This is a genomic window from Actinomadura litoris, from assembly GCF_009733595.1.
Classification (GTDB): Bacteria; Actinomycetota; Actinomycetes; order Streptosporangiales; family Streptosporangiaceae; genus Spirillospora; species Spirillospora litoris.
The window spans coordinates 302,137-328,954 of record NZ_WOFH01000006.1; the positions used below are offsets into that span (position 1 = coordinate 302,137).

27 protein-coding genes are annotated in these 26,818 nt (G+C 74.3%); 15 read left to right on the forward strand and 12 right to left on the reverse strand.

Annotated features, from left to right (window positions below; genetic code table 11):
• The first annotated feature begins 102 nt into the window (after positions 1 to 102).
• Complete coding sequence (locus GNZ18_RS19000) at positions 103 to 1,212, forward strand: L-type lectin family protein (RefSeq protein WP_156217837.1); 1,110 nt, start codon at positions 103 to 105, stop codon at positions 1,210 to 1,212.
• Positions 1,213 to 1,269: 57 nt separating this feature from the next.
• Here the strand turns inward: GNZ18_RS19000 and GNZ18_RS19005 are convergent, their stop codons facing one another.
• The 3 genes from GNZ18_RS19005 to GNZ18_RS19015 form a co-directional block, all read right to left on the reverse strand.
• A complete protein-coding gene (locus GNZ18_RS19005; RefSeq protein ID WP_156217838.1) occupies positions 1,270 to 1,782 on the reverse strand; it encodes a hypothetical protein in 513 nt (170 codons plus the stop codon).
• Between the two features lie 250 nt (positions 1,783 to 2,032).
• Positions 2,033 to 2,515 carry an iron chaperone gene (locus GNZ18_RS19010; protein ID WP_156217839.1) on the reverse strand — a complete coding sequence of 161 codons (483 nt, stop codon included), beginning with the start codon at positions 2,513 to 2,515 and terminating at the stop codon, positions 2,033 to 2,035.
• 68 nt (positions 2,516 to 2,583) lie between these two features.
• The gene (locus tag GNZ18_RS19015; protein WP_512698845.1) at positions 2,584 to 3,087 is read right to left on the reverse strand and encodes a carboxymuconolactone decarboxylase family protein; all 504 of its coding nucleotides are present in this window, start codon (positions 3,085 to 3,087) and stop codon (positions 2,584 to 2,586) included.
• A gap of 132 nt (positions 3,088 to 3,219) precedes the next feature.
• Between GNZ18_RS19015 and GNZ18_RS19020 the strand changes: the two genes are divergently transcribed.
• Positions 3,220 to 5,811, forward strand: coding sequence for a tetratricopeptide repeat protein (locus GNZ18_RS19020; protein ID WP_156217840.1), 2,592 nt, complete (start codon positions 3,220 to 3,222; stop codon positions 5,809 to 5,811).
• A gap of 196 nt (positions 5,812 to 6,007) precedes the next feature.
• Here the strand turns inward: GNZ18_RS19020 and GNZ18_RS19025 are convergent, their stop codons facing one another.
• Positions 6,008 to 6,316, reverse strand: a complete 309-nt coding sequence (locus tag GNZ18_RS19025; RefSeq protein WP_156217841.1) for an ArsR/SmtB family transcription factor — start codon at positions 6,314 to 6,316, stop codon at positions 6,008 to 6,010.
• 142 nt (positions 6,317 to 6,458) lie between these two features.
• Between GNZ18_RS19025 and GNZ18_RS19030 the strand changes: the two genes are divergently transcribed.
• Both GNZ18_RS19030 and GNZ18_RS19035 read left to right on the forward strand, forming a co-directional pair.
• The gene (locus GNZ18_RS19030) at positions 6,459 to 7,862 is read left to right on the forward strand and encodes a DHA2 family efflux MFS transporter permease subunit (RefSeq protein ID WP_216651360.1); all 1,404 of its coding nucleotides are present in this window, start codon (positions 6,459 to 6,461) and stop codon (positions 7,860 to 7,862) included.
• A 91-nt stretch (positions 7,863 to 7,953) separates the two neighbouring features.
• Positions 7,954 to 8,475 (forward strand): EF-hand domain-containing protein, encoded by a 522-nt coding sequence (locus tag GNZ18_RS19035; protein ID WP_312874605.1) that lies wholly within the window; start codon positions 7,954 to 7,956, stop codon positions 8,473 to 8,475.
• A 30-nt stretch (positions 8,476 to 8,505) separates the two neighbouring features.
• On the opposite strand, the gene GNZ18_RS19040 is transcribed toward GNZ18_RS19035, so the two are convergent.
• Together GNZ18_RS19040 and GNZ18_RS19045 are read right to left on the reverse strand one after the other, a co-directional pair.
• Complete coding sequence (locus GNZ18_RS19040; RefSeq protein ID WP_312874606.1) at positions 8,506 to 9,570, reverse strand: sensor histidine kinase; 1,065 nt, start codon at positions 9,568 to 9,570, stop codon at positions 8,506 to 8,508.
• Positions 9,567 to 10,229: a response regulator transcription factor gene (locus tag GNZ18_RS19045; protein ID WP_156217843.1), complete on the reverse strand. Its 663-nt coding sequence runs from the start codon at positions 10,227 to 10,229 to the stop codon at positions 9,567 to 9,569. Before GNZ18_RS19045 ends, GNZ18_RS19040 begins: the two co-directional genes overlap by 4 nt.
• Positions 10,230 to 10,351: 122 nt before the next feature.
• Here GNZ18_RS19045 and GNZ18_RS19050 point away from each other — a divergent pair, with 122 nt between their 5' ends.
• From GNZ18_RS19050 to GNZ18_RS19060, 3 genes are read left to right on the forward strand one after another with little or no spacing between them, the layout of a single operon-like run.
• Positions 10,352 to 11,287 carry an ATP-binding cassette domain-containing protein gene (locus tag GNZ18_RS19050; RefSeq protein ID WP_156217844.1) on the forward strand — a complete coding sequence of 312 codons (936 nt, stop codon included), beginning with the start codon at positions 10,352 to 10,354 and terminating at the stop codon, positions 11,285 to 11,287.
• Entirely contained in the window at positions 11,284 to 12,765 is a 1,482-nt protein-coding gene (locus tag GNZ18_RS19055; protein ID WP_312874607.1) for an ABC transporter permease subunit, read from the forward strand. The genes GNZ18_RS19050 and GNZ18_RS19055 overlap by 4 nt, the downstream gene beginning before the upstream one ends.
• Positions 12,762 to 13,436: an ABC transporter permease gene (locus GNZ18_RS19060; RefSeq protein WP_312874608.1), complete on the forward strand. Its 675-nt coding sequence runs from the start codon at positions 12,762 to 12,764 to the stop codon at positions 13,434 to 13,436. The genes GNZ18_RS19055 and GNZ18_RS19060 overlap by 4 nt, the downstream gene beginning before the upstream one ends.
• 16 nt (positions 13,437 to 13,452) lie before the next feature.
• Here GNZ18_RS19060 and GNZ18_RS19065 read toward each other — a convergent pair whose 3' ends face one another.
• A complete protein-coding gene (locus GNZ18_RS19065) occupies positions 13,453 to 13,848 on the reverse strand; it encodes a RidA family protein (RefSeq protein WP_312874640.1) in 396 nt (131 codons plus the stop codon).
• 97 nt (positions 13,849 to 13,945) lie between these two features.
• Between GNZ18_RS19065 and GNZ18_RS19070 the strand changes: the two genes are divergently transcribed.
• A complete protein-coding gene (locus GNZ18_RS19070; protein ID WP_156217846.1) occupies positions 13,946 to 14,914 on the forward strand; it encodes a helix-turn-helix transcriptional regulator in 969 nt (322 codons plus the stop codon).
• 43 nt (positions 14,915 to 14,957) lie between these two features.
• On the opposite strand, the gene GNZ18_RS19075 is transcribed toward GNZ18_RS19070, so the two are convergent.
• Positions 14,958 to 15,443, reverse strand: a complete 486-nt coding sequence (locus GNZ18_RS19075; protein WP_156217847.1) for a DinB family protein — start codon at positions 15,441 to 15,443, stop codon at positions 14,958 to 14,960.
• Between the two features lie 89 nt (positions 15,444 to 15,532).
• On the opposite strand from GNZ18_RS19075, the gene GNZ18_RS19080 reads away from it, so the two are divergent.
• A complete protein-coding gene (locus GNZ18_RS19080; RefSeq protein ID WP_156217848.1) occupies positions 15,533 to 16,126 on the forward strand; it encodes a helix-turn-helix domain-containing protein in 594 nt (197 codons plus the stop codon).
• A gap of 8 nt (positions 16,127 to 16,134) precedes the next feature.
• On the opposite strand, the gene GNZ18_RS19085 is transcribed toward GNZ18_RS19080, so the two are convergent.
• Entirely contained in the window at positions 16,135 to 17,058 is a 924-nt protein-coding gene (locus GNZ18_RS19085) for a TIGR03620 family F420-dependent LLM class oxidoreductase (protein WP_156217849.1), read from the reverse strand.
• Between the two features lie 71 nt (positions 17,059 to 17,129).
• Here GNZ18_RS19085 and GNZ18_RS19090 point away from each other — a divergent pair, with 71 nt between their 5' ends.
• From GNZ18_RS19090 to GNZ18_RS19110, 5 genes are all read left to right on the forward strand, one after another.
• Positions 17,130 to 17,687: a TetR/AcrR family transcriptional regulator gene (locus GNZ18_RS19090; RefSeq protein ID WP_156217850.1), complete on the forward strand. Its 558-nt coding sequence runs from the start codon at positions 17,130 to 17,132 to the stop codon at positions 17,685 to 17,687.
• A gap of 62 nt (positions 17,688 to 17,749) precedes the next feature.
• Entirely contained in the window at positions 17,750 to 18,145 is a 396-nt protein-coding gene (locus GNZ18_RS19095; RefSeq protein WP_214616947.1) for a GNAT family N-acetyltransferase, read from the forward strand.
• An 86-nt stretch (positions 18,146 to 18,231) separates the two neighbouring features.
• The gene (locus GNZ18_RS19100; protein ID WP_156217851.1) at positions 18,232 to 18,759 is read left to right on the forward strand and encodes a hypothetical protein; all 528 of its coding nucleotides are present in this window, start codon (positions 18,232 to 18,234) and stop codon (positions 18,757 to 18,759) included.
• A gap of 64 nt (positions 18,760 to 18,823) precedes the next feature.
• The gene (locus GNZ18_RS19105) at positions 18,824 to 19,957 is read left to right on the forward strand and encodes an aminotransferase class V-fold PLP-dependent enzyme (RefSeq protein ID WP_216651361.1); all 1,134 of its coding nucleotides are present in this window, start codon (positions 18,824 to 18,826) and stop codon (positions 19,955 to 19,957) included.
• Positions 19,958 to 20,118: 161 nt separating this feature from the next.
• Positions 20,119 to 22,005: a WD40 repeat domain-containing serine/threonine protein kinase gene (locus tag GNZ18_RS19110; protein WP_156217852.1), complete on the forward strand. Its 1,887-nt coding sequence runs from the start codon at positions 20,119 to 20,121 to the stop codon at positions 22,003 to 22,005.
• Here the strand turns inward: GNZ18_RS19110 and GNZ18_RS19115 are convergent.
• Positions 22,002 to 23,207, reverse strand: coding sequence for an MFS transporter (locus GNZ18_RS19115; protein ID WP_156217853.1), 1,206 nt, complete (start codon positions 23,205 to 23,207; stop codon positions 22,002 to 22,004). The genes GNZ18_RS19110 and GNZ18_RS19115 overlap by 4 nt on opposite strands.
• Before the next feature lie 72 nt (positions 23,208 to 23,279).
• Between GNZ18_RS19115 and GNZ18_RS19120 the strand changes: the two genes are divergently transcribed.
• The gene (locus tag GNZ18_RS19120) at positions 23,280 to 24,251 is read left to right on the forward strand and encodes a GlxA family transcriptional regulator (protein WP_156217854.1); all 972 of its coding nucleotides are present in this window, start codon (positions 23,280 to 23,282) and stop codon (positions 24,249 to 24,251) included.
• Positions 24,252 to 24,300: 49 nt separating this feature from the next.
• Here GNZ18_RS19120 and GNZ18_RS19125 read toward each other — a convergent pair whose 3' ends face one another.
• Both GNZ18_RS19125 and GNZ18_RS19130 read right to left on the reverse strand, forming a co-directional pair.
• Positions 24,301 to 26,091, reverse strand: a complete 1,791-nt coding sequence (locus tag GNZ18_RS19125; RefSeq protein WP_156217855.1) for an alpha/beta hydrolase — start codon at positions 26,089 to 26,091, stop codon at positions 24,301 to 24,303.
• Between the two features lie 121 nt (positions 26,092 to 26,212).
• A complete protein-coding gene (locus GNZ18_RS19130; protein ID WP_156217856.1) occupies positions 26,213 to 26,776 on the reverse strand; it encodes a hypothetical protein in 564 nt (187 codons plus the stop codon).
• Positions 26,777 to 26,818 lie beyond the last annotated feature (42 nt).

A 26,818-nucleotide genomic window follows, 5' to 3' on the forward strand; every position in this document is an offset into this window, starting at 1 on the left:
TTCCCATGGAACAGGTAATGGGCCGCTCCCGCCCCGAGTTCGTGGTCCCATGAGTTCGGAGAAGGAGATCACCGGGGAATTCGCGCAGAAAGAATCGACGATATGAGACATGGGTTGATTCGCGTGGTCGCGTCGATCGGGGCCGTGCTGGCCGTCGCGTCGACCGGGCACGCCGTGGCCGCGCCCGCGGGCCCGGGGCCGGTCCTGGTGGACGAGCCGTTCACCCGCGCCACCGCCGACTCGCGCTTCATCGGATACGGCGCCGCCTGCCTGACGGGCGCCGCGCGGGGGAACGCGCCGCAGGAGGGCGCGAACCACGCGCTCTCGGGCTGCCGCCGGGATCCGGCCGGTCCGGTGCCGCCGGGCGGCGCCGCGCCGCGCGGATACCTCCAGCTCACCGACGCCCACCCCGAGGTGACCGGCGCCGTGATGTTCGACTCGCCCGTCCCGGCGCGGGACGGGCTGGAGGTGACCTTCGAGCAGTGGCAGTACGGCAACACCACCCGGGCGCCCGCCGACGGCATCTCGTTCTTCCTCACCGACGGCGCGCGGTCGCTGCACACTCCGGGCGCGTTCGGCGGAAGCCTCGGATATGCGCAGAAACTGCCGGGCGGCAGGTCGGACGCGCACTTCGTCCCCGGCGTCAGCGGCGGATACCTCGGCCTCGGATTCGACGTGCTGGGGGAGTACTTCGGCGACGGGGAAAGGCGCGGGAACGGCTGCGAGCGGCGTTCCCCGGCCGGGACGGAGTTCCGCGCGCCCGCTCCCGGGCCCAACATCGTGACCGCGCGCGGCCCCGGGAACGGCATCGACGGCTACTGCCTGCTCGACGCCACGACGAGCAACAGGTCGTCCACCGGCCCCTGGACGTCGAGCCTGCCCGGACGCCTGCACGGCGACCTGAGGACGATGCCCGCCAGGGTCACCGCGAAGAAGGCCGAGGGCCTGCTGGAGCCGGTGAAGCGGGTCGTCCGCGTCGTCGTGACGCCCGCGCCGAACCCGGTGGTCACGGTCGACATCGACTTCCAGGACGACGAGGGCTTCCAGCGGGTCCTGCGGTTCCCGGCCCCGCAGCCGGTCCCGGCGGCCTACCGGTTCGGGTTCGCCGCGTCCACCGGGCCGCTCACCGATGTGCAGCTCATCCGGAAGGTCGTCCTGCGCGCCCAGCGCCCGGCCGGAGACGAGGAGCCGTCCGAGTCCGAGGACGAATGAGCGGGCCGGGCCGGCCGCGCACGCGCGGCCGGCCCGGTCCGCCGGTGGGGCCGCGGCTCAGAGGCGGAGGTCGCCCAGGTCGCCGCGGTAGTGGCCGGGGTCACGGCGGTGGGCCCGGAGCGCGGTGACCTTCGTCCCGAGCATGTCGCGCGCCCTCGGCAGGCGCTGGGCCGGGAACTCGGTCGGGGTGTCGTGGTCGGGGACGAGCCGCGGGGTGGTGCCCCGGTCGGCGATCCGCGCCGAGGTGATCGTGAGTTCGTAGTGGGCCCACACCATGGCGGCGCCGGGCAGCCTGCGGGCCGTGGCATGGACGAGGTAGACGTCGGACAGGGCGGTGACGATCAGCAGCGCGGGCGCGTCGCGGTCGAGGTTGACCGCGGTGGGGTCGGTCGGCCAGACCGACACCCGCAGGTGCCGGTCGCCGACGACGCGCAGTTCGCCCCAGTCCGGGACGCAGACCTGGGGCAGCCCGTCGGCGCCACAGGTGATCATGACGACGGGACGTTGCCGGGACGGGGAGTTGGTGATCGCTTTGACGGCGGCTGGGAGCACCTCGGGTGAGAACGACATCGGTGTGTCCGCCCTTACGTCGAAGGTCCGCCGGCCCGGCGTGCGGCCGAGCCGGTCTTGCTATGAATCCTTCCCGATATTGTTCGATCATACATTCGAGAGTGCTAACGATCACACGGCTTTTTCCGAGTGGCGCCACGCGTGGGGCGCACGTTTACCCTGGTGCTGCATGGCCCAAACCACAGCCGGGCCCACTACCGGGGCCGTTGTGAAACGGCGCCGATCGTGGGCCCGGCTGTTCGATTGAGGGTCAGCCGACCGCCCGCTTCACAAGGTCGCTGATCACGGCCTCGTTCGCGGCGTCCAGGGCCGTCAGCGCGTAGGTCGTCGGCCACAGCGTGCCGTCGTCGAGCGCGGCCACGTCGCTGAAGCCGAGCGTCGCGTACCGCGACTTGAACTTCTGCGCGCTCTGGAAGAAGCACAGCACCTTGCCGTCCTTGGCGTAGGCGGGCATCCCGTACCAGGTCCGCGGGACGAGGCCCGGCGCGACCGAGGCGATGATCTCGTGCAGCCGCTCGGCGAGCACCCGGTCGGCCTCCGGCATCTCGGCGATCTTCTCGCGGACGTCGCGCTCCCCCTCCTCCCTGGCCTTGGCCTCGGACGCGCTGCGCCGCGCGGCCTTCTTCAGCTCCTTGGCGTGCTCCTTCATCGCGGCCCGCTCGTCCTCGGAGAACCCGTCGAAGTTCTTGCCGGTCGCGGCGTCGCCCTTGGCGGCCTTCGGTGTCTCGCTCATGATGGGAATCCCCTTCTCTCGGTTTCTCGCTGGCGGGCCCTCGGCGGAGGGCCGTCCTTCTGGTCTGGTTATCCCCAGGCCCCGGCGATCTGCCGGGTGGTGGCGTTGAGCCGGTTGAACAGGTTGGTGAGCGCGATCATGAGGACGATCGCGGCGAGCTGCTTCTCGTCGTAGTAGGTGGCGGCGGCGTCCCAGGTCTCGTCGTCCACCGCGTCCGGGCGGTCGGCCAGCCGCGTCGCGGCCTCGGCCAGCGCCAGCGCCGCCCGCTCCTCGTCGGTGAAGTAGGGGGCCTCGCGCCAGGCGGCGACCAGGGCCAGCTTGTCGTCGCCCACGCCGGCCTTGCGGGCCGACTTGACGCCGCTGTCGACGCACGGGCTGCACCCGTTGATCTGGCTGGCCCGCAGGTGCACCAGCTCCAGCGTCTGCTGGTCCACCCCGCCGGAGTGCGCGGCCTTGAACAGGTCCTGGATCGGCCGCATCGCACCGGTCAGGACGGCGGCGGGGTTCTGCATCCGGGACTGCATCTCGGTGTTCTCCTTCGTGTGATCGGCCGCCCCGTTCTCTCGGGGCATGGCTCCATCACAGCGGGACGGGCCGCGCATGCCGATGGCCGTGGGACACCGTGGGACAGTCGAAACACCCCTGAGCAGGGCTAATCTATCCAGAAGAGTTGTACCGGCATGGGACAGGGAGGCACCGGGCGGATGACCGTGGAACACCGGACACCGCAGGCCGGCCCGCGCGCGGACCCCCGGGACGAGCTGGCCGCCCGGCTGCGCCTGCTCCAGGAGGTGTCCGAGCGCGGCGTCCGCGCCCTCGCGCGCGACGCCGGCCTCAGCTCGTCGTCGCTGTCGCGCTACCTCGGCGGCCAGACCGTGCCGCCCTGGCCCGCCGTGATCGCGCTGTGCCGCCTCGTCCAGCGCGACCCGCGCCCGCTGCGCCCGCTCTGGGAGCGCGCGGCGAACCCGCTGCCCGCGCCGCCGAAGACGAGCCGCCAGGTCCAGCCGCCGTCGCCGCCCGCCGGGGCGCCGCGCCCGCCCCGCAACGACCTGCCGCGCGACCTGCCCGACTTCACCGGGCGCGAGGCCGAGCTGGCCGCCGTCCTCGCCGCCGTGGAGGCCGACCGGGTCGTCGCGCTCGACGGCATGGCGGGCGTCGGCAAGACCTGCCTCGCGGTGCGCGCCGCGCACCGGCTCGCCGCCGCCTACCCCGACGCCCAGCTCTACGTCGACCTGCACGGGTTCACCGCCGGGCGCGAGCCGCTCGACCCCGACGCCGCGCTGCGGACGCTGCTCGCCGCCCTCGACGTCCCGTCCGAGAAGATCCCGCAGGAGGGCGGCATCGAGCCGCTGGCCGCGTGCTGGCGCTCGGAGCTGGCGCACCGGCGGGCCGTCGTGGTGCTCGACAACGCCGCGGGCGCCGAGCAGGTCCGGCCGCTGCTGCCGGGCGCCGGGCCGTCGGTCGCGCTGATCACCAGCCGCAACCGCCTGCTGGGCCTGGACGAGGTGCCCCCGGTGTCGCTGGACGTGCTCTCCCCGCGCGAGAGCGCCGAGCTGCTGGCCCGCGCCAGCGGCGACCCGGGCGGGGCCGAGGGGCGGCTGGCCCGCGACCCGGAGTCGGCCGCCGAGGTGCTGCGGCTGTGCGGGCACCTCCCGCTGGCCCTGCGGCTGGCCGCCGCGCGGCTGCGGCACCGCCCCGGCTGGACGGTGGGCGTCCTCGTCGAGCGGCTGGCGGAGGGCGCGTCGGAGTTCGACACCGCGTTCGCCATGTCGGTCCGGCAGCTCGACCGGGCGCGGCGCCGCTTCTTCCTGCTGCTGGGGCTGGTGCCCGGCTCCTCCTTCGACGAGTACGTCGCGGCGGCGCTCGCGGACCTGCCGGTGCGCGACGCACGGGAGATGCTGGAGGATCTGCTGGACGCGCACCTCGTCCAGCAGCCCGCGGCGGGCCGCTACCGGCTGCACGACCTGGTGCGCCAGCACGCGCGCCGCGCCGCGTCCGAGCATGACGATCAGCTTGCCGGTGGGGGGACGACCCCCCACACCCCCCGGAACAGCCAGTTCTCCGGTGGGGGGACGACCCCCCACGCCCCCCGGAACAGCTTTTTGGAGTCCGAGCGCGCACTCACCCGCGTCCTCGACTACTACGTGCACGCGGCGGCCGCCGCGGACGCCGCGATGTCGCACGCGGTGCCCGGCCGCGCGGCCTCGGCGAGCCGCCCCCCGGCCGACCTGCCCCGCTTCGCGGGCAAGCACGCCGCGCTGTTCTGGTTCGGCACCGAATACACCAACCTGATGGCCGTCTTCGAGACGGCGGTCGCCACCGGGGCCGACCGGCACGTCTGCGAGCTGCCGCGCGTCATGCGCGCGTTCTTCGCGCGGCGCTGCGGCACCACGCACCTCAACGTCCTGTTCGAGCGCTCGCTGATCGCCGCGCGGCGGCTGGGCGACCCGCGGCTGCTCGCCGACGCGCACAGCGACCTCGGCTTCGCCCGCTACAACGCGGGCCGGATGGCGGAGGCGGGCGCGGCCTACGAGGCGGCGGCGCCGCTGGTGACGGAGTCGGGGGACGCCTGGGCGGAGGCCGAGCTGACCATGCGGCTCGGCTACCTGAGGTGGGACGAGGGGCACGTCGAGGAGCCGCTCGGCCTGTTCCGGCGGGCGGGCGAGCTGTACGGCGCCGCCGGCTGCCCGGCGGGCCGGACCCACGCGATCGCCTACGAGGCGTGGGCGCTGCTCCAGCTCGGGCAGCGCGAGGAGGCGGCGCGGCTGGCCCGCGGGGCGCTGGACGTCCCGCACGCCGACCCCGCCTGGCCGCCGACGCTCACCGCCCGGATCACCCTCGGCGTGGCCATCGCCCAGGAGTGCCCGGACGAGGCGTCCGAGCACCTGCGCCAGGCCCTGGAGCTGGCCCGCGAGGACGGGCACAAGCACAACGAGGCGTGGTGCCTCAACTGCCTGGGCGTCGCGCTGCGCCAGATGGGCCGCCACGAGGAGGCCCTCGCCAGCCACCGGCAGGCGTTCGCCCTGCTGGAGGAGCTGTTCGAGGAGCACTGGAAGATCCACTTCCTCGACGCCTACGGCGAGACGTGCCGCCTGGCGGGCCTGCCCGAGCAGGCGCTGCGGCTGCACCGCGAGGCGCTCGACCTGGCCCCGAAGGTCGGCTCCCGGCACAAGGAGGCGCGGGCCCACGAGGGGATCGCCGCCGTCCTCGCCGAGACCGACCCGGGCGCCGCCGCCGAGCACCGCGCCGCCGGCCAGGCCATCCTGCGCGAACTGGCGGCGGACGCCCCGTCCTAGGGTTTTAGGGCTGGCCGCGTTCTCAGGGTTCTGAGAGTGGGCCGCGCAGCGACCTCAACCTTCACGCGAGTGCGTGACCTGACCGGTGGGGCGAAGCCGGAGGCGAGCCCCGCCGGGAAGATCGCGAAGCGATGCCGCACTCGCCGAAGGCGCGGTCACACCGCGAGCCGCCAGGCGAGTGGTGTGGGCCGGGACTTCATGAACACAGACGCAGGATCGGGTCGAGCAGGCCGGGGAAGCGGTCGCCGAGGTCGCCGTAGCGCGGCCGGATCCGCCGGTGCCGCCCGTCGACGAGCACGCTGACCAGCCCGGCCTCGCGGAGGATCCGCCAGTGGTTGGTCATCGTGGACAGCGGCACGTTCATGCCCTCGGCGAGGGCGGAGCAGTGCGAGTCGGGACTGGCCCACGCGCGCCGCACCAGCTCCAGCCGCACCGGATCGCCGAGCGCGTGCAGCACCGGCGGCAGCGTCATCGACTCGCGGGCGGGCTCGGGTAGCAGTCGCATGGCTCGACGATACCCCATGGTTCGACAGTACGAGATTATCGAACTATGTTGTGGGACGGCACTTCGCCTCACGAAGGGAACAGCGTTGTCCGCACCCGAAAACGCATCACCCGCAGGCGGAGGAATTCCCCTGAAACGGGGCGTGCTGCTCGCCGTCGCCTGCCTCGGACAGTTCATGGTGCTGCTCGACAGCACGATCGTCGGCGCCGCCCTGCCCGACATGCAGGAGCGGCTGCACACGCGGTTGAGCGGCCTGCAATGGATCGTCGACTCCTACGTCCTGCTGGTCGCGATGCTGCTGCTGTCGGGCGGCGTGTTCGCCGACCGGTTCGGCCGCAAGAGCGTGTTCCTCGCGGGTGTGGCGGTGTTCACCGCCGCGTCCGTGCTGTGCTCGGCCGCGCCCACGCTCGGCTGGCTGATCGCCGGACGGGTGCTCCAGGGCGTCGGCGCCGCCGCGCTGAGCCCCGCCTCACTGGCCCTGCTCGCCGCCGCCTATCCCGTCCCGCAGGAACGGGTGAGGGCGATCGGACTGTGGGCCGGATTCAGCGGAATCGGCCTCGCCGCCGGGCCGCTGGCCGGTGGCATTCTGGTGGACGCCTTCAGCTGGCCCGCCATTTTCCTCGTCAATGTCCCGATCGGCGCGATCCTTCTCCTGGCCGGTCTCCGCGTCCTGGCGGAGTCGCGCAACCCGGGCGCGCCGGCGATCGACGTCCCGGGGACGGTCCTGTCCGTGCTCGGGGTGGGCGTGCTGACCTACGGGCTGATCGAGGGCGGCTCCCGGGGCTGGACCTCGCCGCCGATCCTCGGCTCCTTCGCCGCCGGGGTCGTGCTGCTGGCCGCCTTCGTCGCGGTCGAGGCGCGCACCGCGACGCCGATGCTGCCGCTGCGGCTGTTCCGGCAGCGGCTGTTCACCGTCGCCAACACCGCGATGGTCGTAGTCGGCTTCGCGCTCATGGGGTCGGCGTTCTTCTTCTCGCAGTTCTTCGTCTACGTCCAGGGGGCGTCGATCCTGCGCGCCGGGCTCCAGACCCTGCCCAGCTCCCTCGCGATGGTGGTCGTCAGCCCGTTCGCGGGACGGCTCGCCGCCAGGTACGGCTTCCGGATCGTCGTCACCGCCGGCCTGGTGCTGGCCGGGCTGGGACTGCTGACGATGGGTTTCGCCCACGCGGACACCGCGTATGCGAACGTGTGGTGGCGGTTGGCCGTCGTCGGCGTCGGGTTCGCGCTGACCATGTCGCCGCTGACCGGCGCCGCCATCCAGGCGGTCGGCCCGCGGGAGGGCGGGCTCGCGTCCGGCATCAGCAGCACCACCCGGCAGATCGGCGCGGTGCTGGGCGTGGCGGTGCTCGGCGCCGTCGTCCGCGCCCGGGAGTCCGGCGGCGCGTCGTTCGGGGCCGGGCTCGACAGCGCGTTCCTCACGGCCGGGGCGGTCACCCTGGTCAGCGCGGTGTTCACCGGGCTGTGGCTGGTCAGGTCGAAGCCCGCGCGGCCCCGGCCGCCGCGGCAGGAGGCCGCCGAGTCGTCCGCGGCCACGTCGTCCTCCTGACCCGCAGGGCCATCAGGACATTACTCTTCGACCATGCCAAGCCGACCGTGAGGGCAGTGTCACCCTGCGGTGATGGGGGGACCACGGAAAGGTGGCGACCCCCTTTCAGCGAGACAAGGTCCGGCTGGTCTTCGACGCCCTGGACGGCGACGGCGACGGCACCCTCCGCGAGTCCGACTTCGAGGACCTCGCCCGCCGGTGGGCGGCGACCCGGGTCGCGGGCGACGAGGAGCGCCTGCTGGCGGCGATGCGCGGCTGGTGGACGACGCTGGCCGCGCACTCCCGGGCGTCCGACGCGGTCGCGATCGAGGACGTGCTGACCGTCGTGGACCTGCTCACCACCATGTCCGAGGCGGTCACCACGACCGCCTCGCTCATGTTCGAGGCCGTGGACGAGAACGGCGACGGCCGCATCTCGCCGGCGGAGTACCGGCGGATGATCGAGGCGTGGAGCGGCGGCCGCGCCGACGTCGCCGACACCTTCGCCCTGCTCGACACCGACGGCGACGGCGTGATCTCCCGCGAGGAGTTCGCCGCCCACTGGTTCGAGTTCTGGGCCGGGGACGACCCCGCCGCCCCGGGCAGCCGGGTCTTCGGCCGCGTCCCGGGCTGACCTCCCGGCGCTCCGGCGGCCCCCGGCCCGCTACCTCGTGAACCGCACCGTGACGCAGAGGCCGCCCTCGGGGCGGGCGGTGGTGGTCAGGGCGGCGTGGTGGGCCTGGGCGACGGCGTTGACGATGGCGAGGCCGAGACCGTGGCCGTGCCGGTCGGGCGACCCCTTCTGGAAGGTCTGGAAGAGCCGCTCGACCTGGTCGCCGGGGACGACCGGCCCGCTGTTGGCGACGGTGAGGGCCGCCTCCGCGCCGTGCGTCCGGGTGGTGACCCGCACCCACCCGCCCGCGTGGTTGTGGCGGACGGCGTTGTCGACGAGGTTCGCGACGAGGCTCTCGACCAGCCTCGGGTCTCCGGCGGCCGCCGCGGGCGCCAGGCTCGCGGTGACCTCGATGCCCGCCTCCGCCGCCTGGGCCCGCCGGGAGGCGAGGACGTTCTCCGCGGTTCCGGCGAGGTCCAGCCCGTCCCGGCAGGTGACGCCGCGCTCGCCGGTGGCCAGCACGAGCAGCGCCTGGACGAGCCGCTCCTGGTGCCCGCCCAGGTCGAGGGCCTCCCGGCAGGCCGAGCGGAGCGTGGCGGCGTCGGCGTCCGGATCGGCGAGGGTCACCTCAAGGAGGGTGCGCAGGCCCGCGAGCGGGGTGCGCAGCTCGTGCGAGGCGTTCGCGACGAAATGGCGCTGCGCGTCGAAGGACGCCTGGAGCCGCGCGAACAGGTCGTCGAGGGTGTGCCCCAGCTCGGTCAGCTCGTCCACCGGTCCGCCGAGGTCCAGGCGCCGGTGCAGGTCCCCGGCGGAGATCACCTTGGCGGTGGCGGTGATCGCGCGCAGCGGCCGCAGGAACCGTCCGGCGACGAACCAGCCGAGCACCAGCGCGACCGGGACCAGGACGGCCAGCGCGACGGCCGAGCCCGCGAGCAGGCGGGGGAGGCCGACGCCCGCTCCGGTGCCGGTCGGCGCCGGAGCACCGTCCCTGGTCTCGGTCGACCGGACGCTCGCGAGCGGCACGGCGACCATGACGACCACGAGGAACCCGGCCGCGTAGACGCCCGCCGCGTAGGCGAGCGCGAGCCGGGTCCGCAGCGGGCGCCGCGCGGTCACGCCGGTCCGATGCGGTAGCCGCCCTCGCGGACGGTCTCGATCACGGGCGGTTCGCCGAGCTTGGCCCGCAGCCGGTGCACGGCGTGCTTGACCGCGCTGCTGAACGGGTCGGCCGCCTCGTCCCAGACGCGTTCGAGCAGTTCCTCGGCCGACAGGACGAGCCCCGGCACGGCGAGCAGGCATTCGAGCAGCGCGAACTCCCGGGGGCTCAGCGCCAGCCGCCGCCCGGCCCGCGTCGCGACCCGGCGGGCCGGGTCGAGTGTGATGTCCCCGCAGGTCAGGACCGGCGGCAGCGGCGGGGTGGCGCGGCGGGCCAGCGCGCGGACGCGGGCGACCAGTTCGGCGAACGCGAACGGCTTCGGCAGGTAGTCGTCGGCGCCGAGGGCGAGCCCGCCGACGCGGTCCTCGATCGTGCCGGACGCGGTGAGCATCAGCACGCGGGTCCCGTCGCGGCCGTGGGCGAGGCGGCGGCAGATCTCGTCCCCGTGGACGCCGGGCAGGTCGCGGTCGAGGACCACCACCTCGTAGCGGGTGGCGGCGAGTCGTTCGAGCGCGGCCGTCCCGTCCAGCACGACGTCGACGGCCATGCCCTCGCGGCGCAGCCCGGTCCCGAGCGAGCGGGCGAGGATCTCGAAGTCCTCCACGACGAGGACCCTCATCGCCGCCCGCCGGGGCCGCCTGGTCGAAATGCCATGCGGTGCACGATGCCAGATCCCCGGTTCCAGCCGGGTCGCGGCCGCCGCGACGCGGGCGGAACCGGGCGCCGCGTACAACCGTCGCCATGAGTCCAACCGGAATCGTCGTCGCCGGTCTGCGCAAGCGCTACGGCGCGGCCCCGGCCCTCGACGGCATGTCCTTCTCCGTCCGCCCGGGGGTGGTGACCGGCTTCGTCGGCCCGAACGGGGCAGGAAAATCCACCACGATGCGCGTGATCCTCGGCCTGGACGCGGTCGAGGCGGGCGCCGCGCTCGTCGACGGGCGGCCCTACCGCTCGCTCCGGCGCCCGCTGAACCGTGTCGGCTCGCTGCTGGACGCGGCGGCGCCGCACCCCGGCCGCAGCGGGCGCGACCACCTGCTGTGGCTCGCGCACGCGCAGGGCCTGGCGTCGCGCCGCGTGGACCAGGTGATCGAGCAGGTCGGCCTCGCCCCTGCGGCGCGCCGCAGGGGCGGCGCCTACTCGCTCGGCATGCGCCAGCGGCTCGGGATCGCCGCCGCGCTGCTCGGGGACCCGCCGATCCTCATGCTGGACGAGCCGTTCAACGGCATGGACCCCGACGGCATCATCTGGATGCGCGCGTTCCTGCGGTCGCTGGCCGCCCAGGGGCGCGCCGTGCTCGTCTCCAGCCACCTGATGAGCGAGGTGCAGGACGTGGCCGACCACCTCGTCGTGGCCGGGCGCGGCCGGGCCCTCGCCGACGCCGCCGTGGACGACCTGGTCGCCGCCGTCTCCGAGGGCCGGGTGACGCTGCGGACCACGGCGGCCCCGCACGCGACGGCGGTGCTCGTCCGCGCCGGTGCGAGCGTGGTGGCGGGCGGCCGCGACACCGTGACCGTCTCGGGGCTGCCCGCCGACCGGATCGCGGCGCTGCTCGGCGCGGGCGCGGTGCCGTTCTCCGAGGTCTCGGCGCACCGCGCCACCCTGGAGGACGTTTACCTGGAACTCACCCGCGAGGCGGTCGAGTACCGCGCGGCGACCTCCACGGAGGTGCGGCGGTGACGCGCGACCGGTACGGCTTCCTCCTCCTGCTGCATGCGGAGTGGACCAAGTTCCGGACCGTCCGGGGCTGGGTCACGGGTACCGTGGCGGCCGCGCTGCTGGTCGTGCTGTTCGCCGTGCTCGCCGGGATCGGCGGCGGCGACGGCGGGCCGGACGTCCCGGTCGGGCCGGACGGCGGGCCCGTCACCGACAGCTTCTACCTCGTCCACCGCCCGTTGACCGGGGACGGCAGCGTCACCGCCGCCGTCTCCGCGCCGCGCAGCAGCCTGCCCAGGGGCCTCGCCGACCTGCGTCCCGGGCGCGTGCCGTGGTCGAAGGCCGGGCTCATCATCAAGGCGGGCACCCGCCAGGGGTCGCCCTACGCGGCGATCATGCTGACCGGCGGGCACGGTGTGCGGATGCAGGACGGCTACACCCGCGACACGGCGGGCCCCGCCGGTGCGGCCCCGCGCTGGCTGCGGCTGGACCGCTCGGGCGAGGAGGTCACCGGCCTCGCCTCCGCCGACGGGACGCACTGGACCAGGGTCGGCACCGTCCGCGTGCGGGGGCTCGGGACGACCGTCCTGGGCGGGCCGTTCGTCGCGTCCCCGCCGGCCGTGCGGGGCATGGGCACGAGCGGCAGCGTGTCCACGGCCGTCTTCGAGGATCTCCACGCCGAGGGAGGCTGGGCGGACGGGAAATGGAAAGGCGAGCAGGTCGGTCCGCGATCTCCCACGTTCTCCGGCTATCCGCGGAACGTCGCGGGTTCGGTCGCGGAGGAGGGCGGCCGTCTCACGGTGACCGGCGCGGGCGACATCGCGCCCGCCGTCCGCGCGAGCCTGCCGACCGGCGGCACCCTCGGCGAGATCCTCACCGGCGCGTTCGCCGCGCTGGTCGCCGTGGTCGTCATCGGGACGCAGTTCATCACGAGCGAGTACCGCGGGAGCCTGATCCACCTCACGCTCGCCGCCGCCCCGCGCCGCGGCCGGGTGCTGGCGGCCAAGGCGATCGTGCTGTGGACCGTCACGTTCGCCGCCGGGCTCGTCGGAGCGGCCGTCGCGGTACCGGTCGGTGGGCGGCTCGCGCGGGCGAGCGGCGTCTACGTCTTCCCGGTGGCGTTCGCGACCGAACTGCGGGTGGTGGCCGGGATCGCGGCGCTGCTCGCGACCGCCTCGGTGCTGGCCCTCGCCGTCGGTGCCGTCCTCCGGCACGGCGCGGGCGCGGTCAGCGCCGTCGTCGTGGGGATCGTGCTGCCCTACGTCCTCGTCGCGATCCCGTTCATGCCCGCGGGCGTGTCGAACTGGGCGGCCCGGGTGACCCCGGCGGCGGCGTTCGCCGTCCAGCAGACGCTCGTGCCCTACGACCAGGTCGCGAGCGTCTACACGCCGTACGAGGGCTACTATCCGCTGCCGCCGTGGGCCGGGCTGGGCGTGCTGGCGGGGTACGCGGCGGCGGCCCTCGCCGTCGCGGCCGTCCTCCTGCACAGGAGGGACGCGTGAGAGCGGCCCTGCATGCGGAATGGACCAAGCTGCGGACGGTGGCCGCCCCCCGGTGGCTGCTGCTCGGCGCGATCGCCGCGACCGCGGCCCTCGGCGCCGGGGCGGCCTGGGCGGCGGCGTCCGTGGACGGCGGCGCCACGACCGTCCCGAGCCTCATCGGGGTCCGGCTCGGCCAGGCGCCGGTGGCCGTCCTCGGCGTCCTGGTGATCGGCGGCGAGTACGGCACCGGCATGATCCGCGCCACGCTGGCGGCGACGCCGCGCCGGACCGCCGTGCTGGCGGCGAAGGCCGTCGTCCTCACCGGCGCCGTGGCCCCGGCCGGTGCCGTCGCGGTCCTCGGCTCGGCGGCGGCCGAGAGGCTCATCCTGCCCGCCGCCGACGGCCCGACGCCGCGCGCGATCGGCGGATCGGTCCTCTACCTGGTCCTGATCGCCCTGCTCGGCCTGGGCGTCGCCGCCATCGTGCGGGACGCGGCGTCCGGCGCCGGCGCCGTCCTCGCCCTGCTCTACCTCCTCCCGGTCCTCACCCGGGCGATCGGCGGCCCGCGGTGGCTCCAGCGGATCGGGCCGGCGGGCCCCGACGGACCCTGGACCGGCCTCGGCGTCACCGCCGGATGGGCCGCCGCGGCGCTGCTGGTCGGCGGCCTGCTCCTGCACGTCCGCGACGCCTAGCCGGGAGGGGCGGATGTCACCCGACGGCGGTGCCCTCAAGCTCGACCATCAGCCCGGGGATCGCCAGCCGCGTCACCCCGAGCATCGTGGTGGTCGGCGCGGCACCGGCGGCGCCGAGCCGCCCCGCCAGCACCCCGTAGTGCTCGAACAGCAGGTCCACGTCGGTGGTGTAGACGTTGAGCCGGACGAGGTCCGCGAGCGACATGCCCGCCTCGGCGAGGACGGCCTCCAGGTTGTCCAGGGTCAGCGCCAGCTGCGCCGCCATGTCGTCCGGGTGCTGGGGCTCGCCCGCGCCGCTCATCGCGGTCTGCCCGGAGCAGTACAGGGTCCGGGTGTGCCCGGAGACGATCTCGCCCTGGTCGTAGCCCATCTGCGCCGACCACGGCCACGGGTTGACCGCCGTTCGCTCCACAGCCATATCTGCTCCATCCTTGACTGGTTGATGTCGAGGTCAGAGCGTCGCAGGGCATACACGACATCCTGTGTCGTGTATTTCGTAGAGTTCCCTTATGCGCGCCGATCGGTTGGTCTCGCTGGTCCTGCTGCTGCGCCGGCACGGCCGGCTGTCGGCGGCCAGGCTGGCCCGCGAGCTGGAGGTGTCCACGCGCACCGTCCTGCGCGACATCGAGGCGCTGTCGGCGGCGGGCGTCCCGGTCTACGCCGAGCGCGGGCGGCACGGCGGGTTCGCGCTGCTGCCCGGCTTCCAGACCGAGCTGACCGGGCTGAACCACGACGAGGCGCTCGCGCTGCTGGTCGCCGGGTCGCGGCGCGGCGCACAGGTGTTCGGCCTCGGCTCCGCGCTCGCCTCGGCGATGCTCAAGGTGGCCGACGCGCTGCCCGAGGGCCACCGGGACATCGCGGCCGGGGCGGCGCGGCGGCTGCTCATCGAGCCGGAGACCGACCTGCTCTCGCGGCGTGCGCCCGCCGAGGAGGTGCCCGACGCCGTGGCGGCCGAGATCCGGCGCGCGGTGTTCGCCGGGCACCGGCTGCGCATCCGCTACGCGGCCGTGGACCAGGCCCCGAAGTGGCGGACGGTCGACCCGATCGGCCTGGTCACCGCGCGCGGCCAGGGCTACCTGCTGGCCGCGAGGTCGGGCGAGGACCGCACCTACCGGCTGTCGCGCGTCCTCGCCGCCGAGGAGCTCGACGAACCCGCGGAGCGTCCGGACGACGTCGATCTCGACCGGGCCTGGCAGGAGCGCAGCACGCGGTTCCGGACCGGCGGCGACCAGGTCGTGGTGCTGGTCAGGATGAACCCGGCCCGGCGCAAGGAACTGGTGGACACCGCGCTCGCCGTCCTCGCCGAGGAGAGCGACGAGGACGGGCGGCTGCGGCTGGAGGTCAGCTTCCAGGACGCGCGGCACGCCGTGTGGGCGCTGTGGCAGCTCGGCGTGAGCGCGGAGGCCCTGGCACCGGAGTGGCTGCGCGCCTCGCTGCGCGACCGGGCGGTCGCGATCGCCGCTCGCTACGAGACCTGACGGCGGCCCCGACGGCCCCGGCGGCTTCGGCGGCCGGGGCGGCTCAGCGGCCGGTCGCGCCGTCGATCAGCTCGCGCAGGATGTCCGCGTGGCCCGCGTGGCGCCCGGTCTCCTCGATCATGTGCGCGAGGGCCCAGCGGACGCTCGGCGCCGGACGTCCCGGCCGGGGCCGGGGGAGCGGCGCGTCGAGGTCGGCGCACCCGTCGAGCACCTCGTTCGCGCGCTCGACCGCCTCCTCGTAGCGGGCGAGGACGTCGGCCACGCTCGCCGCCGGCGCGGCCCGGAACGTCGCCTGCCAGTCGGCGACCTCCTCGCCGAGGAACATCGCGCGCTCGACGAACGCCAGGTGGTTGACCAGGCCGAGCAGGTTCGTGCCCGAGGGCACCGCCGCCTCCCGCACCCGCGGTTCCGGCGCGCCGGCGACCTTCGCGGCGACCGACGTCCTGAGGTAGTCGAGGAAACCGCGCAGGACGTCGGCCTCACCGCGTCCGGTCCGGGGCGGCGGCGTGTCGGTGCGGCGCCTGGGCATGATGGCCTCCTCCTGGTCGGAACGCTCCCAGTCTCACCGCCACCCCCTCGATCTGGCACGAAATCTTGCCGTTCTGGCAAGCTGGCCCTATGGACCATGGGACGGAGGACGTCCTCGACGCGGTCGGCCCGCGCCTGCGCGCCCTGCGCCGCGAACGCCGCATCACGCTCGCCGACCTCGCGGCGACGACCGGGATCTCCGAGAGCACGCTGTCGCGGCTGGAGAGCGGGCGGCGGCGCGCGACGCTGGAGCTGCTGCTGCCGCTGGCCCGCGTCTACGACGTCCCGCTGGACGACCTGGTCGGCGCCCCGCGCACCGGCGACCCGCGCATCCACCTGAAGCCGATCCACCGGTTCGGCATGACGTTCGTCCCGCTGTCGCGGCGGCCGGGCGGCACGCACGCGTTCAAGATGATCATCCCGGCCCGGCCGGAGCCGCCGGAGCCGGTGCCGCGGACGCACGAGGGCGTCGAATGGCTGTACGTGCTCAGCGGGCGGCTGCGGCTCGTGCTCGGCGAGCGCGACCTGACGCTGCCGCCCGGCGAGGCGGCCGAGTTCGACACCTCGCTGCCGCACTGGCTGGGCAGCGCCGACGGCGGCGCGGTCGAACTGCTCATCCTGTTCGGCCAGCAGGGCGTCCGCTCACACGTGCGCGCGACCCCGCACGGGCCGTTCCCGGGGTAGGACGCGGGTCAGCGCCCCTGGGCCGGCGCCGCCAGCGCCGCCAACTCGCGCCACTCGTCCGTCGGCGCGACCGACGGGTCGGCCGTGAGCACCTGGAGGCACACGTGGTCGGCCCCCGCGTCGAAATGCGCCTGGACGCGCTCGGCGACGGCGTCGAACGACTTGGGCCCGCCGCCCGCGACCAGCGCGTCCACGACCCGGTCGGACGGGGTGCCGGTCAGCTCCTCCTCCGTGAAGCCGAAGCGCAGCTTGTCCTTGCTCTGCGCGCCCTTCATCCTGAGGTAGCCGGCGACATGCGCCCGCGCGGTCTCGCGGGCCCGGTCGGCGTCGGGGTCCAGGACGACGGCCTGCTCGACGGCCAGCACCGCGTCCGGGCCGAGCCGGGGCCGGGCGTCCTCGGTGTGGGCGACCGGCACGAGGTAGGTCAGCGCGCCGCTGGTCCGCTCGGCGGACAGCGCCAGCATCTTCGGCCCGAGCACGCCGAGCACGCGGTGGTTCGGGACGGACGGGGCCGGGCTCTGGAGCGGCACCGCGTCCATCGCGTCGAGGTAGGCGCCCATGGTCTCGACGGCGCGCCCGCCGGACGGGATGCGGTACCCCAGGTGGATCAGGGGGCGGTCGTCGGTCCGGTGCCCGCCGAGGCCGAGCACGAACCGTCCGGGATGGGCCTCGGCCAGCGTGCGCTCCCCGGCGGCCATCGCGATCGGGTCGCGGAGGTAGACGTTGGCGATCCCGGTGCCGACCACGAGGTTCTCCGTCGCGTCGAGCAGCATCCCCGCCTGCGTCAGCGCGTTGCGGCCGAACCCCTCGCCGACCCACAGCGCGCCGTACCCGAGCTCCTCGATCTCGGCGGCCAGCTCCCTGACCCGGGTGGCGGGCTGGGTGTCCAGGGCGAACGTCCACAGGCCCAGGCGGCCGGCAGCGATGTCCATGCGTCCTCCAGTAGGATGAGTGCCTCTCACCTTACGATAGTGAGGGGTGCTCATCTTGTCGAGGAGGCCGGGTGCCCGAACCGAAGGCGATGCGCGCCGACGCGCGCCACAACCGCGAGCGGCTGCTGAGGATCGCGGATGAGACCTTCCGGCGCGAGGGGGTGCACGCCTCGCTGGCGGAGATCGCGCGGACCTGCGGGATCGCCATCGGCACCCTCTACCGGCACTTCCCGACCCGCGAGTCCCTGCTGCTGGCGCTGATCCACGACCAGGTCACGAGCCTGCGGGAGAGCGCGGAGCGGCTCGCCGCCGCGCCCGCCGCCGACGAGGCGCTCATCGAGTGGCTGCAGGAGTTCGGGCGGTGCGCGTCGGGCTACCGCGGCCTGGCGGAATCGATACTGACCGCCGCCGGCGCCGAGGGATCGGACCTGAACGCAGGCGTCGAGAGCATGCGGGCCGCCGCCGGCGTGCTGCTGGCCAGGGCGCAGGAGGCCGGTGCCGTCCGCGCCGACGTCTCGCGCGTCGAGGTGTTCGCGCTGGCCTGCGGCGCGGGCACCGCGAGCCAGTACACCGGCGCCGATCCCGACCGTCTGCTGCGGCTCGTCGTCGAGGGCCTCGCCCCGCGCTGAGCGCTCGCCACCGGCGGCCGCGCGACCGCAGGCCCATCGTTCGGCGGCCTAGGGTCGTGGAGGTGACGATCACCTATGAGTGGCGGGGCGAGTTCGAGAACGCGCCTCTCAACGCGTTGCACGCGGAAGGCTTCGACCACCCCGTGCTGGACATCGACTGGCGGGCGCAACTCCACCGGCACAGCCTCGGCTGGGTCTGCGCCCGCGACGGCGGCGACCTCGTCGGCTTCGTGAACGTCGCCTGGGACGGCGGCGTCCACGCGTTCGTCCTCGACACCCTGGTCCGGGCCGACCACCGGCACCGGGGGATCGGCGCCGCGCTCGTCGCCGCGGCGGTCGAGGGCGCCCGGGCCGCGCGCTGCGAATGGCTGCACGTCGACTTCGACGACGAACTGCGGGAGTTCTACTTCGACGCCTGCGGATTCCGCTCCACGGAAGCGGGCCTCATCGCCCTGTGACCGGGCTTCGACACTTCGACGGCCATCGAGATTCACCGGCCCTAACGTGACCTGCGGCCCTGAACACCACCGACCGGGAGGCACCGATGTCCGAAGAGGTTCCGATCACCGACGAGCGCGACCCGGCGCTTGTCGTGACCGCGATGGTCGACCACGTCCTCGGCCTCGCCGCCACGTGGACGGCGTGGGACGGCCGGCCGGTCCCCGCCGACGACGACCGCGTCTTCACCCCGCACAAGGCCCTCCGCCGCGTCGCCGACCACATGGTCGACCACCTGGCCGAGATGGAGGCGCGGCTGGCCGGGCGGCCCACGATCCCCGACCACTGGCACGCGTCGGCGATCACGACGCCCGCCGATCTGGCACCCTTCACCGAACAGGACCTGGAGGAGGCCCGCAGCCGCCTCCCGCGCCTCGGCCGGATCTGGGCCGACAGGCTGACCGAGCTCACCACCGCCCAACTCGACCGGTCGCCCGGCGAGGGCTGGACGTTCCGCCAGATCGCGTTCCACGTGGGCGAGTCGACGTACTACGCCGACTGCGTCGGCGACCTGTCGGCCGCCGGTACGCCTCCGGAGAGCGGGCAGGGGGAAGTGGTCCGAACAGGCTCTTGACCCCGGAGTCAAGCGCTCTTACGTTCTGGGGATGCGATCGATCGACGGCGACGGCGGGCGCTGAATGCCCGCGGCCCCGGGGTGGGATCCGGAGCGTTTCCGGACGCTGTTCCCCGGCCTCGCGGGCGAGGGCTCACCGGGCGGGATCGTCCATCTCGCGAGCTGCAGCCAGGGCGCCCTGTCGCGGCCGGTGGCCGCGGCGCTGGAGGAGTTCGCCGCGTCCGCGCGCGACCTCGGGGCGCCGTGGGACCTCTGGACGCGGCGGGTCGACCTGGCGCGGGAGCGGTTCGCCGCGCTGATCGGCGCCCGCGCCGAGGAGGTCGCGGTGGTCCCGAACGCGTCCGTGGGCGCCTACCAGGTGGCCTCGACGATCGACTGGACGCGGCGTCCCGGCCTGACCACCACCGTGCTGGAGTTCCCGTCGATCGCGCACGTGTGGCTGGCGCAGCGGCCCGCCGGCGCCGAGGTCAGCTACGACGACTTCGCGCGGAGCGGTCGGTCCACGGGCCTGGTGTCGGTGCCGCTGGTCTCCTACCGCGACGGCGCCCGACTGCCGGCCGCGGACATCGCGCGGACGGCGCGCCGCGCCGGCGCGCGCGTGTTCGTCGACGCCTACCAGGCGGTCGGGGTGCTGCCCGTCGACGTCGGTGAGCTCGGCTGCGACTACCTGGTGGCGGGGGCGCTCAAGTATCTGCTGGGCGTCCCCGGAATCGCGTTCCTCTACGTCCGGGACGGCGTGCGGGACGAGTGCCCGCCCCGGCTGACCGGCTGGTTCGGCCGCGTCGACCCCTACGCCTTCGACCCGCGCACGCTCGACTTCGCCCCCGGCGCGCGGCGCTACGAGACCGGGACCCCGGCGATCCCCGCCGCGTACGCGGCCGCCGCCGCGCTGGAGCTGGTCGGCGGCCTCGACCTCGCGGCGGTCGAGGAGCACGTCTCGGGACTGGTCGGCGAACTGCACGAGCGGCTCGCGGCGGCGGGGGAGCGGCTGATGTCGCCGCCCGCCTCGCGGGTGCGCGGGCCGATGGCCGCGCTCCACGACCCCGACCCCGAGCGGCTCGGCGCCTGGCTGGCGGCGCGCGGCATCGTGGTCGCGCCGCGCGGACGCGCCGTCCGGCTGTCGCTGCACTACTACAACACGCTCGCCGACGTGGAGGCGGTCTGCGCCGCGGTCGCGGAGTACCGGGCCCGCCACTAGGAGGCGCCGGACGGCCCACCGGCACCGGCTGCTCTCCCGCCGCCGGTTCGGCTCCGACCTGATCGCGCTGGAGCGGGCTGATCACAATCAGGTCGGCGGCACTTCCGGTCCGTGAGCCGGCGTGGTTGTGTGCCCCTGTGACACGGGACGCGGGAAGAGTCGTGATCGGCCGCTACCGGCTGGTGGAGGTGCTGGGCGAGGGCGGAATGGGCGCCGTCTGGCGCGCGCATGACGAGCGGATGCGCCGGGACGTGGCGCTCAAGCAGCTCAAACTCCCCCCGGGCCTGGACGTCGGCGAGCGCGAGCATCTCGTGGCGCGGATGGAGCGGGAGGCGCGGTCGGTCGGGACGCTCCAGCACCCCGACGTCATCACCGTCCACGACCAGTTCCACGACGAGGACGGCCTGCCCTGGATCGTCATGGAACTCGTGCGCGGCCGCTCGCTCGCCGCCGTCATCGGCGACGAGGGCCCGCTGGACGAGGCGCGCGTCGCCCGCGTCGGTGCCCGGATCGCCTCCGCGCTCGCCGCCGCGCACCAGGCCGGGATCGTGCACCGCGACATCAAGCCCGCCAACGTCCTGCTGGAGGACGAGCGGGTCGTCGTCACCGATTTCGGGATCGCCGCCGTCGCGGGGGAGACGACCCTCACCGCGAGCGGCGCCTTGGTGGGCACCCCCGCGTATCTGGCACCCGAACAGGTGAACGGCGGCGAGGCCACCGCCGCGTCCGATGTCTGGTCGCTCGGTGCCACTCTCTACGCCGCAGTGGAGGGCCGTCCCGCGTTCACCGGCGGCACTCTCGCCGCGCTTCTTCTGGCCGTTTCGCGGGGCGAACCCGCACCCGCCCAGCGCGCTCGGCGGCTGGCGCCCGTGCTGCGCGACCTGCTGCGTCGCGACCCCGCGCGACGTCCCACCGCCGAGGCCGCCGCCGCGACCCTGACCGCACTGGCCGATCCGGCACCCGCTCCCGCGCCGGACATGCCGGCGTTCCCGCAGCCCACGCGCCGCGCCTTTCTCGTCTCCGGGGCCGCCGCCCTGGCGGCGCTCTCCATTCCGGTCGGCTTCGTTCTCAGGCGCCACCAGCGGACCGCCCCGCGCCGCGCCATGTCGACCCCCGCGTCCTCGCGGTCCGCCGGGCGCCCCCTCATCGGCCACACCGGTCCCCTCACCGCGCTCGCGTTCAGCCCCGATGGAAGGACGCTCGCCACCGCCGGCGAGGACAGGACGGTGCGGTTGTGGGACCTGGCCACTCGCGCCCCCACCGGCAGGCCCTTCGTCGGCCATTCCGGCGCGGTCCGGTCGCTGGCCTTCAGCCCCGACGGGAAGACCCTGGCCACCGGGAGCGACGACAAGACGGTGCGCCGATGGGACATGGCGACCCGCTTCCCGATCGGCGAGCCTTTCGCCGAGCACACCGATGCCGTCCGGTCGCTGGCCTACAGCCCCGACGGGAAGACCCTGGCGGCAGCGGGGCAACTGGTGTTCCTGTGCGACGCGGACACGCTCAAGATCGTCGGCGACCCGTTGGTGACCAGCGGTCTCGTCGGCACGGTCGCCTACAGCCCCGACGGCAGGACCCTGGTCACCGCGAGCAACGACAACATCGTGCGGCTGTGGGACGTCACGGCGCGCACCCCCCTCTTCCGGCGGCTCAAGGGCGACACCAACGCCGTCGGCGCGGTCGCGTTCACCCCCGACGGCAAGACCCTGGCCACCGCGGGCCACTCCTGGGCCGTGCGGTTGTGGAACATGCGCACGCGCGTCCCCGCCGGCGAGCCGCTGGTGTCCAGGGACGCCGCCGGCGCGGTCGCGTTCAGCCCTGACGGGAGGACGCTCGCCACCGCGAGCCGGGACAACACGGTGCGGCTGTGGGACGCGCGCGCCCGCACCCCCCTCGGCCCGTCCCTCACCGGCCACACCGGCGCGATCACCGCGCTGGCGTTCAGCCCCGACGGCAGGACGCTCGCCAGCGCGAGCGACGACCGCGTCGCACGCCTGTGGAACGTACCCCCCACGCCCCACCGGACCCCCGCCCGGACCGGCGGCTAGGTCGTCGCGCACGCGGTGGCCGGGAGCGGGTCCTCGGCCGCGCGCAGGGGTTCCCGGCCCAGCCGCCTGATCGGCCCGACCAGCAGCAGCGCCGCCACGATGCCCGCCGTGACCAGCGCCGACATCCCCATGAAGGCGCGCGGCTCGACCACCGTCGTGACCGGGCCGGCCACCGCCTGCCCGACCGCCATGCCCGCCACCGAACCGGCCACCTGATAGGCGTTGACGCGGTTGAGCACGTCCGGCGCCACCTGGGTCTGGACGCTCGTCGACCACATCACCGACCAGAACGCCATCGCGCAGCCGCCGAGCAGGTGCCCGGCCATCAGCGCCGGCAGCGGAGCGCCGAGCGCGACCGTCAGCGGCGCGGGCACGTAGCCGACCAGCGCCACCGCCCCGGCCGCCAGCGGCCTGCGCGGCCGGAGCCTGATCGCCACCAGCCCGCCGAGCACGGTGCCGAGGCCGAGGGCCGCCATCACCCAGCCGTAGTCCGACCCGATGACCTGCGAGGCCAGCGGCACCGACGGGCCGATCACGAGGACGCCCCAGAAGACCCAGACCAGGATCACCGACCACATCCACGTCCTGGCCCTGAACTCCTCCCAGCCCCGGCGCAGGTCGCTGAGCACGTCGGAGGGTTCCGGCGTGGGCACCGCGACCCGGACCAGCAGCAGGCACACCCCGCTGACCAGGAACGTCGCCGCGTCCACGGCGTAGACGACGACGGGGCCGGTGAGGGTGATCAGCACCCCGGCCAGCGCGGGCCCGGTCAGCTGCGTGACGGCCTCCGCGATCTTCAGCGTCGCGTTGGCGCGCTGCGGGTCGTCCGAGACGAGCGGGACCATGCCGTAGACGCCCGGCTCGAACACCCCGGCGGCCATGCCCGACAGCACCGCCATGACCAGCAGCAGCGCGTACGGGGGAGCGCCGCCCACGAAGGCGACGGCGATGGTGCCCTGGGTGAGCACGCGGACCGCGTCCGCGCCGATCATCAGGCGGCGGGCGCCGATCCGGTCGGCGACGACCCCGCCGAACAGCATGACCAGCACGGCCGACGCCGTCCAGAGCGCGAGGACGTAGCCGACGCCCGCGATCCCGTAGTACTCACCGATCGCCAGCGCCGAGGCGACGGGCATCATCGCGTCGCCGAGCAGCGAGACCGTGCGGGCCCCGAAGTAGAGGCTGAAGCTCCTCGTCCACATGAGCCCCAAGTCTGGATTTCTCCAGCTCAGTTCGCCGGTGTCCTAAATGACATCATTAGGTACATTTGCGCCATGCCCCTCGACTGCCCGGAGACACCGCCGGCACCCGCCGACCCGCATCGCGTGGTCGCCCTGGTCGCCCCTCACCAGGAACTTTATCCGGTCACCTCCGCCTCGGCCGTCTTCGGCTACCACGGCCCGGACATCCCCCAGCACTACAGCTTCCGCCTGTGCGCGGAGCACCCCGGCTCGCTGTCCACGACCCTGGGCGCGCCCATCCAGGTGGACGGCGGCCTCGACGCCCTCGACGAGGCCGACACCGTGCTCATCGCGGGCTGGACGTTCACCCCGTCGCCCGCCGTGCTCGACGCCGTGGCGCGGGCGCACGCCCGGGGCGCCCGCGTCGTCGCCGTCGCCGCCGGGATCTTCATCCCCGCCGCGCTCGGCATCCTGGACGGCCGCCGTGTCTCCGTCCACTGGGAGCTGGCCGCCGACCTCGCCGAACGCCACCCCCGCGTCGTCCCCGACGGCACCGTCATCTACGTCGACGACGGCGACGTCGCCACCGCCGGGGCCTCGGCCGCCACCCTCGACCTGTGCCTGCACCAGGTCCTCCAGGAGCACGGCGCCGCCTACGCCATGCGCGTCGGCCGCCAGCTCGCGGCCGGGCCGCACCGCGAGGGCTGCCAGCGCCAGTACCCCCCGCTCCCCACCGCCGGCCCCATGCCCGACTCGCTGGCGCCCCTGCTCGAATGGCTGCTGACCCGGCTGCCCGAGCAGATCACCGTCGAGGACATGGCCGCCCGCTCGGGCGTCTCGCCGCGCACCCTCACCCGCCAGTTCGCCGACCAGCTCGGCGTCCCGCCCGGCCGCTGGCTGCTGGAGCGCCGCCTCGCCGCGAGCCGCGCCCTGCTGGAGGAGACCGACCTGCCCGTCGAGACCATCGCCACCCGCGTCGGCCTCTCCTCGGCCGTCAACCTCCGCCGCCGCTTCCACACCGCGCTGCGCACCACCCCGGCCGCCTACCGCCGCTCGTTCCGCTGAGAGCGCCGGGCGGGTCGCACGCCCCGCCCGGCGCCCTCACCGGCTCAGGTCACCGCGTCCCGAGCAGGACGGAGGACGGCAGCCGCGTCGCCACCGCCGGCAGCTTCGCGCCGTGCCCGGCGGCCATCGCGCTCGCGTCCGCCTGGCCCCGCGGCTTGAGCGCCGCCCCGGGGTCCTTCGCGAACGGCTGGACGTCGCCGACGCACACCTTGCCCGCCGGGGGCAGCTTCCCGCTGACGAGGTAGGTCTCGACCGCCCCCGTCACGCACGCCGACGTGCCGTAGGCGGTGTGCCCCCAGCTGTCGCTGGACAGCAGCCGGCTGCCGGGCAGCAGCTTGCTGGAGGAGACCGCGTCGTCGTAGTTGGTCGCCGGGTCGTAGTAGTCGCCGACGAACAGCACGGGCGCGCTCGTCCGCCGGTTGAACGGGCCGGTGTAGGCGTCCTCGTCGCGCACCGTCCACCCGTCGCGGGCGCACTGGACGGTGCTCCAGCCCCAGCCGCTTCCGAAGTAGGGGGCCCGCTTGTCGGACGCCGCCGTCAGCGCGGGCCAGTCCCCGGCCTTCCTCGGGTGCGCGCCGTCGGTGCACAGGACGCCGCTGAGCGCGTCGAGGCCGTTGTCGTAGGGGAAGCCCTTGGCCAGGACGTTCGCCGCCGACTTCTTCTGCTGCGCGACCTCGGCCCGGCGCTGCGCGATGCGGGTCGCGAGGGCGTGGCGCGCGGCCTCGGCCTCCTTCGCCTCCACCTTCGGCGAGGTCGCCTTCCACAGGTCGGTGAGCGAGGGGTCGACGGACAGGTAGCCGTCGGGGTAGTAGAGCAGGCCGAGGATCCCGGCGACGAGGTCGGCGTAGGTGATCTTCGCGCCCTCGATCTCGACGGGCTTGGCCTTCAGCCGCTTGGCGAGGACGTCGAAGTTCTTGACCGGATCCCCGTACGCCGCGAACGAGCACCGCTTCTTGCCCGCCTTGCCGCAGCGGACGAGCATTTCCTTCAGCGCCTTGTAGGAGCCGTCGGCGGACTTCAGCCGGTCGTCCAGAAGCTGCCCCCCGGTGGCGCGGGTGCCGGCCCAGGAAACGGGGTTGAGGACGCCGTCGGCCACCATGACCCGCAGCCGGTCGGGGAACATGTTCGCGTAGTACTGCGCGAGCGCCGTACCGTAGCTGAACCCCAGATAGGACAGTTTCTTGTCACCGACCGCGCGGCGCAGGACGTCCATGTCCCGCGCGGCCTCGGCGGTGGACATCGACCCCGACAGCGGCTTCCCGGTCGTCGAGCACCCCTTGCCGAGGGCCTTGCCCGACTTGATGTAGGCCGCCTGCTCCTTCGCGCCGACCGGGAACGGCACCTGCATCCCCGTCATCGCGAGCGTCTGCTCCCTGGCGGACTTGAAGCAGGTGACGTTCGAGCTGAACCCGACGCCGCGCGGGTCGAACCCGACGACGTCGAAGCGGTCGAGGACGTCCGCGCCGAAGATGTCGGGCGCTCCGTAGGCCAGCGCGGTGCCCTGGCCGCCGGGCCCGCCCGGATTGACGAACAGGCTGCCGATCCGCTTCTTGGCGTTCCGCGCCTTCACCCGCAGAACGGCGATCTCGGTGGTCGCGCCTTTCGGGTCGTCGTAGTCCAGCGGCAGCCGGACGGTCGCGCATTCCGCGTAGTCGTAGCACTTGTACCAGCCGAGCTTCGGGGTGGGCACCCGGTCGACGCGCTTCGCCTCGACCGGGCTCGTCGTGTCGCCGACCTGGGCCCTGCCGGTGCCCGGGTCGGCGAGTGCGCTGACAGTTAAGGCGGGGACGAGTGCCGCGGCGACCACGCCGGCCACGAGAATCCTGGGTCCGAAGCGCATGCGATTCCCTTCGGGGGGATGGAGGCCTTTTCCGCGAGAGAAGCGGATTGGTGCACCGATTCTCTTTCGTCCACCGGCACCGCGTGATCCACCACGGGGACTCGTCCACCGCCCCCAAAGATCACCCCGATGACTGATTGACGCGCACCCCGGAGCGGCGTAGCGGGACCTCGGCCCGGACGGCGGCCCTGCGCCGGTGGTAGGCGAGCGTCGCGAGCGCGAGCAGCGGCCCCCAGACCAGCATGGGGACGTAGGTGAGGCTCATCACGACCGCCGCCGTGCCCTCGGGGAAGTTCGGATCGGCGTCGGCCCCGCCCAGCACCCGGACGATCTTGAGGGCGAACGCGACGCCGAACGCGGTCAGGAGCACCGAGGCGGTCGCCGCCGGGACGATGGCCGCATATGGACGGACCGTCCTGCCGCCGATGAAGGGAATCCACCGGGGCGCGCGCTCTCCCCACGGACGCACCAGCCCCAGCGCCAGGAGCGCGCATCCCTCGGCGACGAGGCTCAGCAGGATCGGCCATACCGAGCCCTTTCCAGGAATGTCGGCCCGGTCCAGCCACTCCTGGTCGAATCCCACGGGAATCCCGGTCGCCATGGCGATCCGCCAAAGACCGGCCGGGGCGGGTGCGAGTGCTGCGGCGTGGGCCGTCCAGACGGCCCAGCGAGGTGGTGTCTTCATGCCCTCAACACTCGGCGGCGCGCCCCGCCCGCCACCAGATGC

Excerpts from the sequence above, each read along its gene's own strand:
- GNZ18_RS19015 (WP_512698845.1), bottom strand. The coding sequence starts at position 3,087 with ATGCCCCGAGAGAACGGGGCGGCCGATCACACGAAGGAGAACACCGAG.
- GNZ18_RS19010 (WP_156217839.1), bottom strand. The coding sequence starts at position 2,515 with ATGAGCGAGACACCGAAGGCCGCCAAGGGCGACGCCGCGACCGGCAAG.
- GNZ18_RS19130 (WP_156217856.1), bottom strand. The coding sequence starts at position 26,776 with ATGAAGACACCACCTCGCTGGGCCGTCTGGACGGCCCACGCCGCAGCA.
- GNZ18_RS19075 (WP_156217847.1), bottom strand. The coding sequence starts at position 15,443 with ATGCCCAGGCGCCGCACCGACACGCCGCCGCCCCGGACCGGACGCGGT.
- GNZ18_RS19105 (WP_216651361.1), top strand. The coding sequence starts at position 18,824 with ATGCCCGCGGCCCCGGGGTGGGATCCGGAGCGTTTCCGGACGCTGTTC.
- GNZ18_RS19115 (WP_156217853.1), bottom strand. The coding sequence starts at position 23,207 with ATGTGGACGAGGAGCTTCAGCCTCTACTTCGGGGCCCGCACGGTCTCG.
- GNZ18_RS19070 (WP_156217846.1), top strand. The coding sequence starts at position 13,946 with ATGCGCGCCGATCGGTTGGTCTCGCTGGTCCTGCTGCTGCGCCGGCAC.
- GNZ18_RS19045 (WP_156217843.1), bottom strand. The coding sequence starts at position 10,229 with ATGAGGGTCCTCGTCGTGGAGGACTTCGAGATCCTCGCCCGCTCGCTC.
- GNZ18_RS19120 (WP_156217854.1), top strand. The coding sequence starts at position 23,280 with ATGCCCCTCGACTGCCCGGAGACACCGCCGGCACCCGCCGACCCGCAT.
- GNZ18_RS19020 (WP_156217840.1), top strand. The coding sequence starts at position 3,220 with ATGACCGTGGAACACCGGACACCGCAGGCCGGCCCGCGCGCGGACCCC.
- GNZ18_RS19080 (WP_156217848.1), top strand. The coding sequence starts at position 15,533 with ATGGACCATGGGACGGAGGACGTCCTCGACGCGGTCGGCCCGCGCCTG.
- GNZ18_RS19125 (WP_156217855.1), bottom strand. The coding sequence starts at position 26,091 with ATGCGCTTCGGACCCAGGATTCTCGTGGCCGGCGTGGTCGCCGCGGCA.
- GNZ18_RS19005 (WP_156217838.1), bottom strand. The coding sequence starts at position 1,782 with ATGTCGTTCTCACCCGAGGTGCTCCCAGCCGCCGTCAAAGCGATCACC.
- GNZ18_RS19100 (WP_156217851.1), top strand. The coding sequence starts at position 18,232 with ATGTCCGAAGAGGTTCCGATCACCGACGAGCGCGACCCGGCGCTTGTC.
- GNZ18_RS19050 (WP_156217844.1), top strand. The coding sequence starts at position 10,352 with ATGAGTCCAACCGGAATCGTCGTCGCCGGTCTGCGCAAGCGCTACGGC.
- GNZ18_RS19085 (WP_156217849.1), bottom strand. The coding sequence starts at position 17,058 with ATGGACATCGCTGCCGGCCGCCTGGGCCTGTGGACGTTCGCCCTGGAC.
- GNZ18_RS19025 (WP_156217841.1), bottom strand. The coding sequence starts at position 6,316 with ATGCGACTGCTACCCGAGCCCGCCCGCGAGTCGATGACGCTGCCGCCG.
- GNZ18_RS19000 (WP_156217837.1), top strand. The coding sequence starts at position 103 with ATGAGACATGGGTTGATTCGCGTGGTCGCGTCGATCGGGGCCGTGCTG.